Source organism: Bacillus sp. 275 (assembly GCF_001999205.1).
Taxonomy (GTDB): domain Bacteria; phylum Bacillota; class Bacilli; order Bacillales; family Bacillaceae; genus Bacillus; species Bacillus velezensis.
Genome location: NZ_CP019626.1, coordinates 1111601 through 1126341, shown reverse-complemented (window position 1 = coordinate 1126341; position 14741 = coordinate 1111601). Strand labels below are relative to the sequence as shown.

12 protein-coding genes and 1 riboswitch are annotated in these 14741 nt (G+C 47.4%); of the genes, 10 read left to right on the top strand and 2 right to left on the bottom strand.

Annotation, left to right across the window (positions count from 1 at the left end; all coding sequences use genetic code 11):
- Positions 1-86: 86 nt before the first annotated feature.
- From BZ167_RS05135 to thiC, 3 genes are all read left to right on the top strand, one after another.
- Positions 87-1658, top strand: coding sequence for a Na+/H+ antiporter NhaC family protein (locus tag BZ167_RS05135; RefSeq protein WP_187954912.1), 1572 nt, complete (start codon positions 87-89; stop codon positions 1656-1658).
- An 85-nt stretch (positions 1659-1743) separates the two neighbouring features.
- A complete protein-coding gene (locus tag BZ167_RS05130; protein WP_031378414.1) occupies positions 1744-2442 on the top strand; it encodes a Type 1 glutamine amidotransferase-like domain-containing protein in 699 nt (232 codons plus the stop codon).
- Between the two features lie 49 nt (positions 2443-2491).
- A riboswitch (TPP riboswitch) is annotated at positions 2492-2602 on the top strand.
- 121 nt (positions 2603-2723) lie between these two features.
- Positions 2724-4496 carry a phosphomethylpyrimidine synthase ThiC gene (thiC, locus tag BZ167_RS05125; protein WP_077391955.1) on the top strand — a complete coding sequence of 591 codons (1773 nt, stop codon included), beginning with the start codon at positions 2724-2726 and terminating at the stop codon, positions 4494-4496.
- A 40-nt stretch (positions 4497-4536) separates the two neighbouring features.
- On the opposite strand, the gene BZ167_RS05120 is transcribed toward thiC, so the two are convergent.
- The gene (locus BZ167_RS05120) at positions 4537-5892 is read right to left on the bottom strand and encodes an FAD-binding oxidoreductase (protein WP_025284453.1); all 1356 of its coding nucleotides are present in this window, start codon (positions 5890-5892) and stop codon (positions 4537-4539) included.
- Between the two features lie 257 nt (positions 5893-6149).
- Here BZ167_RS05120 and BZ167_RS05115 point away from each other — a divergent pair, with 257 nt between their 5' ends.
- The 6 genes from BZ167_RS05115 (at position 6150) to BZ167_RS05090 (ending at position 11937) form a co-directional block, all read left to right on the top strand.
- Positions 6150-6329, top strand: a complete 180-nt coding sequence (locus tag BZ167_RS05115; protein ID WP_015417079.1) for an FbpB family small basic protein — start codon at positions 6150-6152, stop codon at positions 6327-6329.
- 2 nt (positions 6330-6331) lie between these two features.
- Positions 6332-8053 (top strand): ABC transporter substrate-binding protein, encoded by a 1722-nt coding sequence (locus tag BZ167_RS05110; protein WP_077391954.1) that lies wholly within the window; start codon positions 6332-6334, stop codon positions 8051-8053.
- A gap of 68 nt (positions 8054-8121) precedes the next feature.
- Entirely contained in the window at positions 8122-9078 is a 957-nt protein-coding gene (locus BZ167_RS05105) for an ABC transporter permease (RefSeq protein ID WP_077391953.1), read from the top strand.
- Between the two features lie 12 nt (positions 9079-9090).
- Positions 9091-9996, top strand: coding sequence for an oligopeptide ABC transporter permease (opp4C, locus tag BZ167_RS05100; protein WP_033574444.1), 906 nt, complete (start codon positions 9091-9093; stop codon positions 9994-9996).
- Positions 9993-10979, top strand: coding sequence for an ABC transporter ATP-binding protein (locus tag BZ167_RS05095; RefSeq protein WP_077391952.1), 987 nt, complete (start codon positions 9993-9995; stop codon positions 10977-10979). The genes opp4C and BZ167_RS05095 overlap by 4 nt, the downstream gene beginning before the upstream one ends.
- Positions 10972-11937: an ABC transporter ATP-binding protein gene (locus tag BZ167_RS05090; RefSeq protein WP_015417084.1), complete on the top strand. Its 966-nt coding sequence runs from the start codon at positions 10972-10974 to the stop codon at positions 11935-11937. The genes BZ167_RS05095 and BZ167_RS05090 overlap by 8 nt, the downstream gene beginning before the upstream one ends.
- 71 nt (positions 11938-12008) lie before the next feature.
- On the opposite strand, the gene katA is transcribed toward BZ167_RS05090, so the two are convergent.
- On the bottom strand, positions 12009-13454 hold the full coding sequence (gene katA / locus BZ167_RS05085) for a catalase KatA (RefSeq protein WP_077391951.1): 1446 nt from the start codon (positions 13452-13454) through the stop codon (positions 12009-12011).
- Positions 13455-13710: 256 nt separating this feature from the next.
- Here katA and BZ167_RS05080 point away from each other — a divergent pair, with 256 nt between their 5' ends.
- A complete protein-coding gene (locus BZ167_RS05080; RefSeq protein ID WP_077391950.1) occupies positions 13711-14613 on the top strand; it encodes an amidohydrolase family protein in 903 nt (300 codons plus the stop codon).
- Positions 14614-14741: the final 128 nt, after the last annotated feature.

Genomic DNA, 14741 nt, shown 5'->3' with positions numbered 1-14741 from the left:
CTTGTGAAAACATGATACCTGCTGATTGTATAAATCCGCTTTTTTCAAAGATACTAACAAGAAGTTCTTTGAAAGAGGTGTTTTTTATGGAAGGGACTTGGGCTTGTCTTATCCCATTTATTCTGGTCATTCCCATTTCAATCATTACAAAGCAAGTGCAGTCCGGTCTGTTTGTCGGTTTGCTGGTCGGAAGCTATCTTTTGCATCCCAGCTTGCTTGGCGGGATTGAACATATGGTTCAATATGTCATCAGTAACATTGTCGTCACCAATAATATTAGAATCATTGTGTTTCTATATTCATTTGCCGGCCTTGTAGGGATTATAAAGCTGACCGGCGGGATAAAAGGATTCGTCCATTTGATCAGTAAAAAAGTTAAAACCAAAAAAGGTGCGATGCTGCTTGCATGGCTGTCGACATTTGGCACGTTCAGTGAACCGGACTTTCGCATCGTCACAATTGCACCGATCATGAAAGCTTTAAGCAAGCGTCTGAACCTGTCGAAACAGAAAATTGCGTATGCCATTGAGTTTACGGCAAACCCTGTCATTGCTTTGATTCCGATAGCAACGGCATTTGTCGGCTACATGGTTTCCATTATCGGACAGGCCCTTAAAACGTCAGGAATAGATCAGCCGGCTTACACGGTGTATGTGAAAAGTATTCCCTTCAATTTTTTCTCCATTGTGATTATAGTAGTCGGAATTTATTATTGCTTTTTTAAGAAACAAAAAGCGGACGAAAGCTTGGAAAAAACAGAAAAGAGCGGACAAACTTCTGCTCGCAAACATAACAAAAATACGGAACCGATTCCGCGGAACAGCGGTGTGTTGCTTTCAAAAGGCTCAGGTTCATTCAACATGGAAACAGGGACGATCTCAGATATTCACGATGGACATACGGGAATGTTCGAAAGTGATGATCATGCTGACCAGCAGGAGGAGCTGGATTCGGCGCACCGTGCTTATATTAAGGAAACACCGATTCGGCCGTGGAATTTAATCATTCCGATCGGGCTGTTTTTGCTATTAACACTCTTTCTCAGTTGGTGGGACGGCCATTCAAAAGCACAAGGGTTTTTGAATGCTTTTATCAAAAGCGATATGCTTGGCGTCATGTTAACCGCATTATTGGCAGCGGTTATTGCAGCATTTGCTCTTTTTATGTTTCAGAGTTTTCATGCAGGCGAGCTTGTTACCCATTTTATTAAGGGCGGAAACGAATTGGTCAACGTTATTATTATGTTATCGCTGATTTGGGCCGTAACAGCAGTATCTGAAGATCTGGGATTCTCGAAATATGTTACTTCTCATTTAACGTCATGGATCCCTCATATGTTTATTGCGCCGTCTCTTTTTATACTGGGGGCTGTTATATCCTATTTTATCGGGTCATTCTGGGGGGCTTGGGGGCTTTTAATGCCGCTCGGCGTAACGCTGGCGGTTCAGTCACATACCAGTTTATTATTAGCGATCGGGGCCGTGTTTGCGAGCGGAACATTTGGAGCATTTGCTTCTCCTCTCAGTGATAATACGGTGACAACCTGTACGGTGTTGGGGATCGATGTTGTGAAGTATGCCCGTTCGAAGCTTGTTCCGGCGCTTATCGCCGCGGGAATCTCCGTTGTGTTATACGGTGCGTTTTCATTTTTCAGATAACAAATACTTTTTAAAGGCGGTATCCGAAATGGGGATAACGCCTTTTTATGAGCTGTTATACTAGAGGAAAAAAGAGGTGATGACATTGAAGCAGATTATTGCAATGGGCGGCGGGGGCTTTTCCATGGAGCCGGATCATCTTGTGCTGGATCAGTATATTTTAGAGCAGTCGGCGCGGTCAAAGCCGAAAATTTGTTTTTTGCCGACGGCAAGCGGAGATTCGGAGAATTATATCGGCAGGTTTTATCAGGCCTTTCAAAAGCTGCGGTGTGAGCCGGATCACTTGTCGCTGTTTAAACCGCCGGGTTCTGATCTCAGATCCTTTCTCATGAAGAAAGATATTATATATGTCGGCGGCGGAAATACGCGCAATATGCTTGTCTTATGGAAAGAGTGGGGGCTTGACCTTATTCTTCGTGAGGCTTGGGAAAACGGCATCATGTTGGCGGGTCTCAGCGCCGGGGCGATTTGCTGGTATGAAGAAGGAGTGACGGATTCAGCTGGAGATTTGAGAGAGTTAAGAGCTTTAGGATTTTTGCGGGGAAGCTTTTGTCCGCACTATGACGGAGAAGCGGAGCGCCGGCCGGTGTATCACCGTCTGATTTCAGAAAAGAAACTCAGGGAGGGCTATGCCGCTGATGACGGCGCTGCGCTTCATTATAAAGACGGTCAGCTGTTCCGGGCTGTCTCCTCCCGGGAAACCGCAAAGGGTTATCGGGTTTTTAATACCGAAGAAGGCGTTCGGGAAACAGAGCTTATGACCTTACCGTTATCTGAATTTTGATAATATGCTTTTTTTTGTACACAACTTATGTTACGATGAGAGCGAAATCAATAGTTACTGGGGGTGCCCGTCTAAGCGGGCTGAGAGAGAAGCGGCGGCTTCTTAACCCTTTGGACCTGATCTGGTTCGTACCAGCGTGGGGAAGTAAAGGTTTTATTATTGTTGATGAAAACAATAATAGTTTCTTTCTGACTGCAAAACCGGGTTCTTCTTTGAACCCGGTTTTTTTGTGCTGGTGCTGAGCTTGGTTCTGTTATTCAAATGATAAAGGAGAGATTTGTATGCAAAATCAATCAGTACAGCAAGCGAACATTTCCATTATGTCGAGTTTTTCCGGCAGTAAAAAGGTTTATGCAGAAGGTTCTTCGCCCGATATACGAGTGCCGATGCGGGAAATCAGCCTGAGTGCGACTACGGGGGCATTCGGGGAAGAGGAGAATGCGCCGGTCCGTGTTTATGATACGAGCGGGCCGTATACAGACCCAGATGTACAGATTGATATTCATGAAGGGCTGGGGGCGCTCCGCACAAAGTGGATTACCGGGCGCGGAGATGTAGAAGAATATAACGGCCGGACCGTGAGACCTGAAGACAACGGCTATAAAAAAGAGGGCCGTGCCGCCGAATACCCCGGCCTACAGCGGAAACCGCTTCGGGCCAAGCCGGGGAAAAATGTAACACAATTGCATTATGCGAGAAAAGGCATCATTACGCCGGAAATGGAGTTTATCGCAATACGTGAGCATGTGTCTCCCGAATTTGTCAGGGAAGAGGTGGCGAGCGGCCGGGCGATTATTCCTTCTAACGTCAACCACCCGGAAAGCGAGCCGATGATTATCGGCCGGAATTTTCATGTGAAAATTAATGCAAATATCGGCAACTCGGCTGTTACATCTTCTATCGAAGAAGAAGTCGAAAAAATGACGTGGGCGATTCGCTGGGGCGCCGATACGATGATGGACTTATCCACGGGAAAAGACATTCATACGACGCGTGAATGGATTATCCGCAACTGCCCCGTGCCTGTGGGGACGGTGCCGATTTATCAGGCGCTTGAAAAAGTAAATGGCATTGCCGAGGATTTAACGTGGGACATTTATCGTGACACATTGATTGAGCAGGCGGAGCAGGGCGTGGATTATTTCACCATCCATGCCGGCGTACTGCTTCGTTACGTCCCGTTAACGGCTAAACGCACGACGGGAATCGTATCCCGCGGCGGGGCGATTATGGCGCAATGGTGCCTGGCCCATCATCAGGAAAGCTTTCTGTACACGCATTTTGAAGACATTTGTGAAATTATGAAGACCTATGATATCGCTTTTTCTCTTGGTGACGGGCTTCGCCCCGGTTCGATTGCGGATGCCAATGATGAAGCGCAGTTTGCGGAATTGGAAACTCTCGGAGAATTGACGGAGATTGCGTGGAAGCACGATGTGCAAGTGATGATCGAAGGACCGGGTCATGTGCCGATGCATAAAATTAAGGAAAACATGGACAAGCAGCTGGAAATTTGTAAAGAGGCGCCTTTTTACACGCTCGGACCATTAACGACGGATATCGCTCCGGGTTATGACCACATTACTTCAGCAATCGGCGCGGCGATGATCGGCTGGTACGGGACGGCGATGCTTTGCTATGTCACGCCGAAGGAGCATTTGGGGCTGCCGAATCGTGATGATGTAAGAGAAGGTGTCATCACGTACAAAATCGCGGCACATGCCGCAGACCTTGCTAAAGGGCATCCGGGTGCACAGATCCGTGACGATGCTCTGTCTAAGGCGCGGTTTGAATTCCGGTGGCGTGATCAATTTCATTTGTCGCTTGATCCTGAAAGAGCAATGGAATATCATGATGAAACGCTGCCGGCTGAAGGCGCAAAAACGGCTCACTTCTGTTCGATGTGCGGTCCGAAGTTCTGCAGTATGAGAATTTCTCAGGATATTCGTGATTATGCGAAGGAAAACGGACTTACTGAAGACGAGGCCGTCAACGAAGGGCTGAAAGAAAAAGCAAAAGAGTTTGCAGACAAGGGAAGCCGCTTATATCAATAAAAGAAAAGATGAAGATGGAGTTTGCCCATCTTCATCTTTTTTAGAAAAACGGTGAACGGCGAAGCGGCGGAATGCTCTGTTCAAAGCGGAATATATTTTCCGGATCGTATTTCGTTTTGACTTGACGGAGGCGGTGAACATTTTCTCCGTAATACGTTTGCAGCCAGTTTCTGATTTCTCTATCAGGCCAATTCACGTAATCTCCCATCGTTTCTCTTGATAGGGACGTTCTCAGTCCTTCGATCCAGCGGACATTTTGTCTTTCTTCTTCAGCAGATGTCCAAGTTGTAATATATTCTTGGGCAATGATTGCGTTGCGATAGTAGAATGCCGTTTGGTCAGGAGCGATCCGTCCGGCCGCCCCGCCGAGAGATTGCTGCCAGACACTGGCGTTTTCGTTCGGAGCATGCTCTAAATAGCGCTTTAAAGTGGAAATCGCGCGTGTTGATAATGGTTTTTCAATAAAGGATCCTGACCGCTTCATCTTTTGCGGCTGATTGCCTCCCGGGCTGTTAAAAAAGGCTGCCGCTTTAATAAATGGCACTGTCTTGACCATGCCGCTTGCCGGTTTTCCCGCTTTCATTAACGGAGCCAGCAGTTCTTTCAGCTCATCCTTTGTCCCGGTAAATTGACCGAGCGCTTCTATGCGGTTTACTTCCTTAGGCCAAAACTGAATTGATGAGGTAAGCCGGTTGTCTGTAAATGGAGCCCAGCGCTGCCATGTGTTAAATACTTCCTCAAAATCATCCCAGCCCCAAGTGACAGAAAAAACAGACACGCACGAGATCGGCACGGCTTTAAACATCATGGATGTGACAATGCCGAAGTTGCCTCCCCCTCCGCCCTGAGATGCCCAAAATAGATCAGAGTGCTTTGAGCGGTTGACTGTGATCAAGTCAGCACCCGCTTTTTCGTCCGCTATGATCATTTCGAGCTGGAGGAGACGATCGCAAGTAAGTCCGGCTGTCCTTGTTAAATATCCGATTCCTCCCCCGAGCGTCAGCCCTGTGATTCCCACATTCGCAATGGTTCCCGCAGGAAGGGTCAAGCCGTACCGCCAGAGTGTCCGGTAGACTTCCCCCAATTCGGCTCCCGCTTCAATCGAGACCAGCCGCTTATCCTCATTTACTCTTATTTTCTTCATTTCACTGAGATCAATGACTAGTCCGTCATTTAACAGGGAAAAATTTTCGTAGCTGTGTCTTCCGCCTCTGATACGGAAAGGCACATTGTTCTCACGTGCCCATCTCACCGCATTGAGGGCGTCATGTTTGTTTTGACAAAACACAATGATGTCTGGATATCTTTGCAGGCTTAAATTGATATTGGTTCTTGCAGCATTATAGTCCGGGTCATCTTTTTTGACGATGCGACCGGTCAATGTTGTCTTTTCCACACTCTCACTCACTTTCACTTGTACTCTGCTATGTTTTCTAGCATATGCGGAAAAATGAGAGAGTGTATGAGGAAAACCCCCGGAAGGAAACGATATTTTAAATTATAGTTGACAGGTAGGGATTGTATGAATTAACATAATCATTACATATTTCCAAACGATGGCTGATCGGATCACCGAAGGCTCTTATCTTTTAAACAGATAAGGGCCTTTTTTGCGTGAAAGTCATGAATGAAATGAAAAGCGGAGGGATAAAAGTGGCGTTAAAAAAGGTATCACATGTACGCAAAAAGAGCAAAAAACGAAAAAAGTACAGAAAATACACATTGAATTTCGAACTGCTTGTAGAGAAAAACAAACGGGAGATTATGAGAAATGAGGAACAGATGGAGCAGATTTATATAAAGATAGATGAAAAGCATGCGGGGGTTCGATAAAGATGAAGGAGAGAAAATGGAGGATAAAAACAACGGTACTCGCGCTGTCGGTATCCATCATGTTATCAGGGTGCGCGTTAGGGAGCGCCGGGGAAGAACCGTCATCTGCGGCGGATAAAAAGGAAGAAACACGTATTGCCCATGTCAAGACAAAGGAATTTAAAGCTTCTCATCCGGCGGCCATTCCCGCTAAATCGAAAGCCAGAACTGACACTTTTGTTGCTGGGATTTCCGCGCCGGGCGGTGTGTTTCTGCCGTACTTTTACGAAAACGGCTGGGATGGAAATGCGACAGATCCTATTTTTGAACCGTTAGTCAAACTGGATAAAACGGGGAAGCCTGCCCCGGCTCTTGCGGAAAGCTGGAAAATTTCCAAGGATCAGCTTACCTACACGTTCCGTTTAAGAAAAAATCTTGTTTTCAGCGACGGTTCACCGCTGACCGCAAAGGATGCCGCATTCACTTTAACACTGCTGCATGATCCTGCGTACGCGGGCTATGAAGATATCACCACGGCCTATATTAAAGGCGGCAAGGCTTACAAAGAAGGAAAGGCAAAGACGATAGAGGGCATTCGCGTCCTTGATGACAGAACCATTCAAATCACGACTGAGAAAGTCAGTGCGAAGTCGCTGCTTCTTTTAGGCGGGCAGGTGCTGTCAGAATCCTACTACGGAAAGAATTATCAATTCGGCAAACTGGACTATTTAAAAGAGCTTTATGCCAAACCGCTCGGAGCGGGACCTTATCAATTTACAGAATATCTTCCGGGACAGGAAATACGCTATCAGGCTAATGAACACTATTATGCAGGAAAACCAAAAACCGAAAAGCTGATTTATAAAATTATCGATCCGTCAACTTCCCTTCAGCTGTTTGAAACGGGTGACCTTGATTACGCTTCTTTTTCACCTGATGATGATACGGTTCAGCATTTAAAAAGTCTCGGTTTTGCCAATATAAGCGTATCTGTCGTGAATGATTACGGGCTTGTGTACGTCAATCACAAGCGTCCGCCTTTTCGAGATAAGAAAGTGTGCCAGGCGCTTATTTACGGACTTGACCGTCAAAAAATCGTCGATGTCCGCTTTAAACGCTACGGAGAAGTCGCGAATGTGCCGGTGTCTCCGGTTTCGTGGGCTTATGATGACAAAGATGTCAATCGGTACGCGTTTAACCCTGAAAAAGCCAAAAAGCTTCTCGATGAAGCAGGCTGGAAAACGGGCAAAGACGGTGTACGTGAAAAAAACGGCAAAAAGCTTGAAATCAGCTATTACACGTCTAAAGCGGATGATGATTTCATCCCGATCGCGAAAGAAAATTACGCGGACATCGGAATCTCATTAAAACCGGAAGTGATGGATTTTAATACAGAAGTAGCGAAAATAAATGACAAACAATATGACCTTGCCGCCGTTTCCACCTCGCAGATTCTTGATCCGAATGACACGGTGGAAAAGCTGGCTTCCGGCCATCCCAATAATGTAACGGGGTATTCCAATCCGAAAGCGGACCGGCTGATAGAGAAAGGAGCCGGCACGCTTGATATCAGCAAAAGAAAAGAGATTTATCACCAGCTGTACCGGGAGCTCGGGGAAAACCCGCCTTACATTCTGATTCATTACCGTCAGAGCGCAAGGGCGGTCAGCGGAAAAATAAAAGGGCTTGTGCCTGACAATTATTCTGGAATCAGTTCAAGTCTCTCAAATGTCTCAATTCAATAGAACGGTTGGGCAAAATACCCGGTGCATCCCGGGGATTTTGCCCTTTCAGCGGAAAGGAGGGGCTTTTTATGAAACGGTATGCCGCAGAACGATTCATTCAAATGCTTGTGATCTTATTCGGTACGTCCTTTATTATTTTTTTCTTATCCGCCATGCTGCCGGGCGACTATATTGATTCCAATGTAAACCTGACTCCTGAAAGAGCGAAGGAGTTAAAAGCGCTTTACGGGCTGGATCAGCCGATTTGGCAGCGCTATGTGACATGGCTCGGAAATGTGCTCAGCGGAGATTTTGGGTTTTCTTTGAAATATCAGGAGAACGTCCTGTCACTGCTTCGGAAATATGTCTGGAATTCGTTTTTTGTCGCGTTTTTGGCGTTGCTTGTCACATGGTCAGCCGCGATGATAACGGGTGTCATATCCGCTGTTAGGAAATACTCATGGTTTGACGGGATCGTGACGTTTCTTGTTTTTGCTTCCATGGCGTTCCCGTCTTTTTTTATCAGCCTTCTGTTTATTAAGTGGTTTGGGGTGGATTTGAAAATATTGCCCGTCGGCGGGATGATTGATACCGGAAGCACGAGTACAGGTTTTTCGTACGTGCTTGAAGCCGTCAGACATATGATTCTTCCGGTCGTGATTTTATCTATGCTCGGCATCGGCTCGCTGACAAGGTATTTCCGCTCCGGCATGCTGGACGTGATCAGACAGGATTATATCAGAACGGCGAGAGCGAAGGGATTGAAAGAGCGCACCGTCATCTGGAAACATGCGTTGAAAAACGCGCTCATTCCGGCCATCACCCTGCTTGCTTTTGAACTGCCGGGACTGTTTTCCGGAGCCATCATTATTGAACAGATTTTCGGGTGGCCGGGTGTCGGACGTATTCAGCTGGAATCTGTGCATTATCGTGATTATCCGGTTTTGATGGCGTTTACCTTGTTTTTGTCTTGTTTAACGATTGTGGGGAACTTCTTGGCGGATATCGCTTATGCCGCGGTTGATCCGCGGGTCAGGCTGAAATAGGGGGTGTTCGGAATGAAAAAACAAAAAGGGGCGCCGCCTTCTCTTTGGAAGCAGACGTACCGCCGCCTGCTGCAGCATAAGCTGACGGTCATCAGTCTTCTTTTCTTATGTTTTATGTTTTTATTGTGCTTTATCGGGCCGTCTTTTTCTCCGTACATAACAGATCGGACGGATATTTCAAATGCCAATCAGCAGCCGGGAATCCATCATTGGCTGGGAACTGACCAGTACGGGAGAGATGTGCTGACGAGGCTGATGCTGGCGGGGCAGATTTCTCTGACCGTGGGGCTTGCTTCAATGGTGCTGTCGCTTGTCATCGGTTCTTTACTCGGGGCTGCGGCCGGATTTTATCGGGGAGCCGCTGATATGATCATTATGCGCATCGCTGATATGCTCATGTCCATCCCGGGACTGCCGCTGCTTTTGATTTTGGCTGCGGTGATGTCGGAGTGGAAAGTGCCTTCTGAATACAGAATGTACCTGATTATGATGATGTTAAGCCTGATCGGATGGCCCGGTCTGGCGCGGCTTGTACGCGGACAGATTTTGTCGCTCAAGGAGCAGCCGTTTATGATGGCCGCGGAAGTTCTGGGGCTTAGTGATAAACGGAAAATCCTCTATCATTTGCTTCCCAATACATTGCCGTTATTACTGGTAGCGGCGACTTTGCATGTGGCGGGAGCGATGCTGAGTGAATCGGCGCTGAGTTTTCTCGGGCTTGGCGTTGCTCCGCCGACACCTTCTTGGGGAAACATGATGGAAGCGGCGAATCATTTTATGGATTTTACACTCCGTCCGTGGCTGTGGATTCCGCCGGGAACGGCCATTTTTCTGACCGTTGTGGCGATTCATCTGCTTGGAGACGGTTTAAGAGACGCTTTTGATCCTAAGGTAAAACGGCAGGTGAAAATGAAATGAAAAAACCGCTTTTAGAAGTGAGGCATTTGGAAACGGCTTTTTATACAGAGGAGGGGGCGGTAAAGGCCGTGGACGATGTCAGCTTTACGATACATGAGGAGGAAACGGTTTGTATTGTAGGGGAGTCCGGCTGCGGGAAAAGCATGGCGTCATTGTCCATTATGCAGCTTATTCCCGAGACGGGGAGAATCGAACGGGGAGCGGTGCATTTTTCCGGACGGAACCTGTTGGAATTGAAACCAAAAGACATGCAGAAAATCCGCGGCAGCGAAATCGGGATGATATTTCAGGAACCGATGACATCTTTGAATCCGGTGTTTACAATCGGTGAGCAGCTGGCTGAACCGATTCGCGAACATTTATTGCTGAGTAAGAAAGAAGCATGGCGGAGGGCCGTTGATCTGATCACGTTAGTGGAGATCCCGAATGCCGAGCAGGTTATGCACCAATATCCTCATGAACTGAGCGGCGGCATGCTGCAGCGCATCATGACGGCTGTCGCGCTAAGCTGCGAGCCGAAACTGATCATTGCCGACGAGCCGACGACAGCGCTTGACGTAACCATTCAGGCGCAGATATTGGATTTATTGCGGGATATGAAAAAGCAATTCCGCACGTCTATTTTATTCATTACACATGACCTTGGCGTGGTTGCTGAAATGGCTGATTATGTGATTGTCATGTATGCGGGAAAAATTGTGGAGGAAGGACCGGTTGCAAAGCTTTTTTCTGATCCGAAGCATCCGTATACGAAAGGACTGCTCGCGGCCAAGCCGGTTATCGGTCAAAGAAGGGAGATGTTGTACACCATTACGGGGCAGGTCCCCGAGCTTGCGGACCTGTCGGGATCGTCTTGTTATTTTGCGGAGCGATGTGAACACAGCATGGAAATATGCCGGAAATCGAGCCCGCATTTTACTGAATTCGGGAAGGGGCATCAGGCGGCGTGCTGGCTTTACAGAGAGGAGAAAGCAGATGAGTGATGTGTTGCTGGAGGTCAAGGGGCTGAAAAAATATTACGAGGAGCATGGGGGGATGAGAAAGACCCGCAAAAATCCCGTAAAAGCGGTCGACGGTGTCAGTTTTACGATAGGAAAGGGAGAAGTGTTCGGCTTAGCGGGAGAATCGGGCAGCGGAAAGTCATCAATCGGCAAGACCATTTTGAGGCTTCATGAAAAAACAGAGGGAGAGGTGTTTTTTCAGGGGCGTGATGTGTTTCGAATGAGCCGGCGCGAGCTCAAAACTTTCAGATCAGAAGCGCAGCTCATCTTTCAAGATCCGTTCAGTTCTTTAAATCCCCGGCGCCGGATCGGAGAAGCCATCGGTGAAGCGATGATCGAGCATCAATTGGCGGTGAAACGGAACGCGCGTGATAAAGCGGCGGAGGTTCTTGAAGCCTGCGGACTTTCTGCAAACTTTATCGACCGTTATCCGCATGAATTTTCCGGAGGGCAGCGGCAGCGGATTGTGATTGCAAGAGCGATGGCGCTCAAGCCGCAATTTATCATTATGGATGAACCCGTGGCGGCGTTAGATGTCTCCATCCAGGCGCAGATGATCAATTTGTTCAGCAGCCTTCAAAAACAGCACGGGCTGTCATATTTATTCATTTCTCATGATTTAAGCGTGGTGGAGCACTTATGTACGAAGGTCGCCATTATGTATTTAGGGACGATTGTGGAATACGCGTCAAAGGAGGAGCTCTTTTCACGGCCGCTTCACCCTTATACGAAAGCGCTGTTATCAGCCGTGCCTGTTCCTGATCCCGGAGCGAAAAGGGAGCGGATAATTTTAAAGGGTGATATACCGAGCCCCTCTGATCCGCCTTCAGGCTGTAAATTCCGAACGAGATGCCCGGCAGCCAAGAAGATATGTGCTGAGAAAAGTCCGGCGCTGTCAGAAAAAGGGCTTCATCATTTTGCGGCATGCCACTTCGTATAATTGAGAAAAAAACGGTTTTATTGATAATAAACAGGAAAAACCTGCCGGGCAGACCGGCAGGTTTTTTAATGTTATTTTGGTGATGGCAGTCCGAGTCCTTCGGCAACGCGTCTGCCGTATTCAGGATCAGCTTTATAGAAGTGGCCGATCTGGCGCAGCTTAATTTCTTCTTTGTCCACAGGTTTCATCGCACTGACGATATTGGCGACAAGGCGCGCGCGCTCTTCTTCGCTCATCAGGCGGTACAGGTCGCCGGCTTGTGTGTAATGATCATGATGATTATAGCTTACACTGTCTGCGAAACCTGATACAGGATATGCCGCCTGTTTATCTTCAGGTGACTCTTTCGGGCCTCCGAAGCTGTTAGGCTCGTAATAGACGGAGCGGCCGCCGTTATCATCAAAACGCATTTGTCCGTCACGCTGATAGTTTTTCACTTCATTGCGGGAACGGTTGATCGGCAGCGCCTGATGGTTCGCGCCGACACGGTAGCGATGCGCGTCATGGTATGCGAACAACCGGCCTTGAAGCATTTTGTCAGGTGAGACGTCGACGCCGGGGACTAATGTGCCGGGAGAGAACGTCGCCTGTTCTACTTCCGCAAAGTAATTTTCCGGATTGCGGTTCAGAACCATGCGGCCGACTTCAATGAGCGGATAGTCTTTTTGAGACCATACTTTTGTGACGTCAAACGGATCAAAGCGATATGTGTTTGCGTCTTCTAACGGCATGATTTGAACATATAATTTCCATGCGGGGAAATCGCCGTTTTCAATCGCATTGAACAAATCTTCCGTATGGTAATCGGGATTTTCGCCCGCGATTTTTGCGGCTGTATTAACATCAAGGTTTTTCACGCCTTGCTCTGTTTTAAAGTGATATTTGATCCAGACGCCTTCGCCTTTATCATTTGTCCATTTAAATGTATGGCTTCCGAATCCGTGCATATGGCGAAGAGTCGCCGGAATGCCCCGGTCTGACATCAGAATGGTGACCTGGTGCAGGGATTCCGGTGACAGAGACCAGAAATCCCAAACGGCCGTCGGGTTTTTCAGATGTGTTCTCGGATCTCTTTTTTGTGTATGGATAAAGTCAGGGAACTTGATGGCATCGCGGATGAAGAACACGGGTGTATTGTTTCCGACGATGTCGTAGTTTCCTTCTTCTGTATAAAACTTAACGGCAAATCCGCGCGGGTCGCGCACTGTGTCACTAGAGCCCAGTTCGCCCGCAACGGTTGAGAAACGGATGAAGAGCGGCGTGCGTTTACCGACTTCTGACAGAAATGCGGCTTTCGTATATTTTGTAACGTCATTTGTGACTTCAAAATAACCGTGTGCGCCCGCGCCTTTTGCGTGAACGACACGCTCGGGAACACGTTCTCTGTTAAAGTGCGCCAATTTCTCAAGCAGATGGACGTCTTGTATTAAAGCAGGACCGCGATCGCCGGCCGTCATTGAGTTTTGGTTATCTCCGACAGGAGCGCCCCAGCTGGTTGTCAATTTATTTGAACTCATGTGATCACCTCTTTAGATTTATAAAAACATAATATCACCTATCATTAAAAAGTCAATATTATTTTATAATGATTATAAAATAATTATTTTTATTATCGAAAAAAGGGTTTGGATTTGAAAGCCTACTTGACTGACAGGAATAATTGGTTTAAGGTGAGAAAAAATAGAAACCGCTGACTTGGACACAAGAGGCTCTTATTCTTCACTGGATAAGGGCCTTTTTTTATTGTCAGGCGGTAAGGGAGGCGGCGATTGTATGCTTTTCCGGCAGCATTTTAAACCTGTCGATATTCACGGTCATCTGCCGTACAGCCTTTATTTCGGCAAAAACGATAAGACATTTTCCGATTATAACCGGGAGCGGTCAGAAAGAATGAATCTGACTTGGGATTTTCCTGATCCGCATGATGTTGAGGGCGATGACGGCGAAATCGCTTTGATGACAAGATGGGAGAATGAATTAGATAAGTATGGCATTGACGTGCTGAATTTTTTAACAGCAGAGAGCAATGACCGGATGGCGGCGTTTATTCAAGCCAATCCCGCGAGATTTACCGGATTTGCATATCATCCTTTGGAGCGGGAGGATGCGTATGGAGAGCTGAAAAGAGCGGTAGAAGAGCTCGGTCTGAAAGGATATAAACTGTTCGGGCCGCTGACAGACATCGATTTTCATGATCCGTCGCTGAAAAAGCTGTGGACGTATTTAGCTGACAAAAGGCTGCCTGTATTAATTCACTTCGGGCTTTTAGGAAGAGCGGGGGGCATTGTCAGCCATCGCAACATCAACCCGCTCTCCATGTTCATCATTCCGCATTTCGGCGCCGGATATTATCAGGAACTGCTGCAGCTGTGCTGGAGCTGCCCGAATGTGTATATTGACACGTCCGGCTCAAATCAGTGGATGAGGTGGATGCCGTACCCGCTTGATTTGGAAATTCTGTTTCGGAAGACATCTGAATTAATCGGTGCTGAACGGATCATCTTCGGGACGGATTCGAACGGATTTCCGAGAGGATATGTATACAGATATCTTCAGGAGCAGGTGAGGACCTGCCGGGAAATCAATATGCGGGAAGAAGATATAGAGAACATTTTCGGCAACAACGCGCGGACATTATTGAAAATCGCCCGCCAAGAAAAGGAAGTAAATGCGTGATACAGCCGATGCGCTCTCTGGCAGGGTTATGCCGGAGGGCGTATTTTAATCCTTATAAAAAACAGTTGACAAGTCGGAATAATTTGAATTAACATGATATTCAAATTTAAAAACAAACGGGTTGCCGA

What these genes read in the sequence shown, in the direction of transcription:
- BZ167_RS05135 (WP_187954912.1), top strand. Translation starts at nt 87, where the DNA reads ATGGAAGGGACTTGGGCTTGTCTTATCCCATTTATTCTGGTCATTCCC.
- thiC (WP_077391955.1), top strand. Translation starts at nt 2,724, where the DNA reads ATGCAAAATCAATCAGTACAGCAAGCGAACATTTCCATTATGTCGAGT.
- BZ167_RS05110 (WP_077391954.1), top strand. Translation starts at nt 6,332, where the DNA reads ATGAAGGAGAGAAAATGGAGGATAAAAACAACGGTACTCGCGCTGTCG.
- BZ167_RS05105 (WP_077391953.1), top strand. Translation starts at nt 8,122, where the DNA reads ATGAAACGGTATGCCGCAGAACGATTCATTCAAATGCTTGTGATCTTA.
- opp4C (WP_033574444.1), top strand. Translation starts at nt 9,091, where the DNA reads ATGAAAAAACAAAAAGGGGCGCCGCCTTCTCTTTGGAAGCAGACGTAC.
- BZ167_RS05095 (WP_077391952.1), top strand. Translation starts at nt 9,993, where the DNA reads ATGAAAAAACCGCTTTTAGAAGTGAGGCATTTGGAAACGGCTTTTTAT.
- BZ167_RS05090 (WP_015417084.1), top strand. Translation starts at nt 10,972, where the DNA reads ATGAGTGATGTGTTGCTGGAGGTCAAGGGGCTGAAAAAATATTACGAG.
- katA (WP_077391951.1), bottom strand. Translation starts at nt 13,454, where the DNA reads ATGAGTTCAAATAAATTGACAACCAGCTGGGGCGCTCCTGTCGGAGAT.
- BZ167_RS05080 (WP_077391950.1), top strand. Translation starts at nt 13,711, where the DNA reads ATGCTTTTCCGGCAGCATTTTAAACCTGTCGATATTCACGGTCATCTG.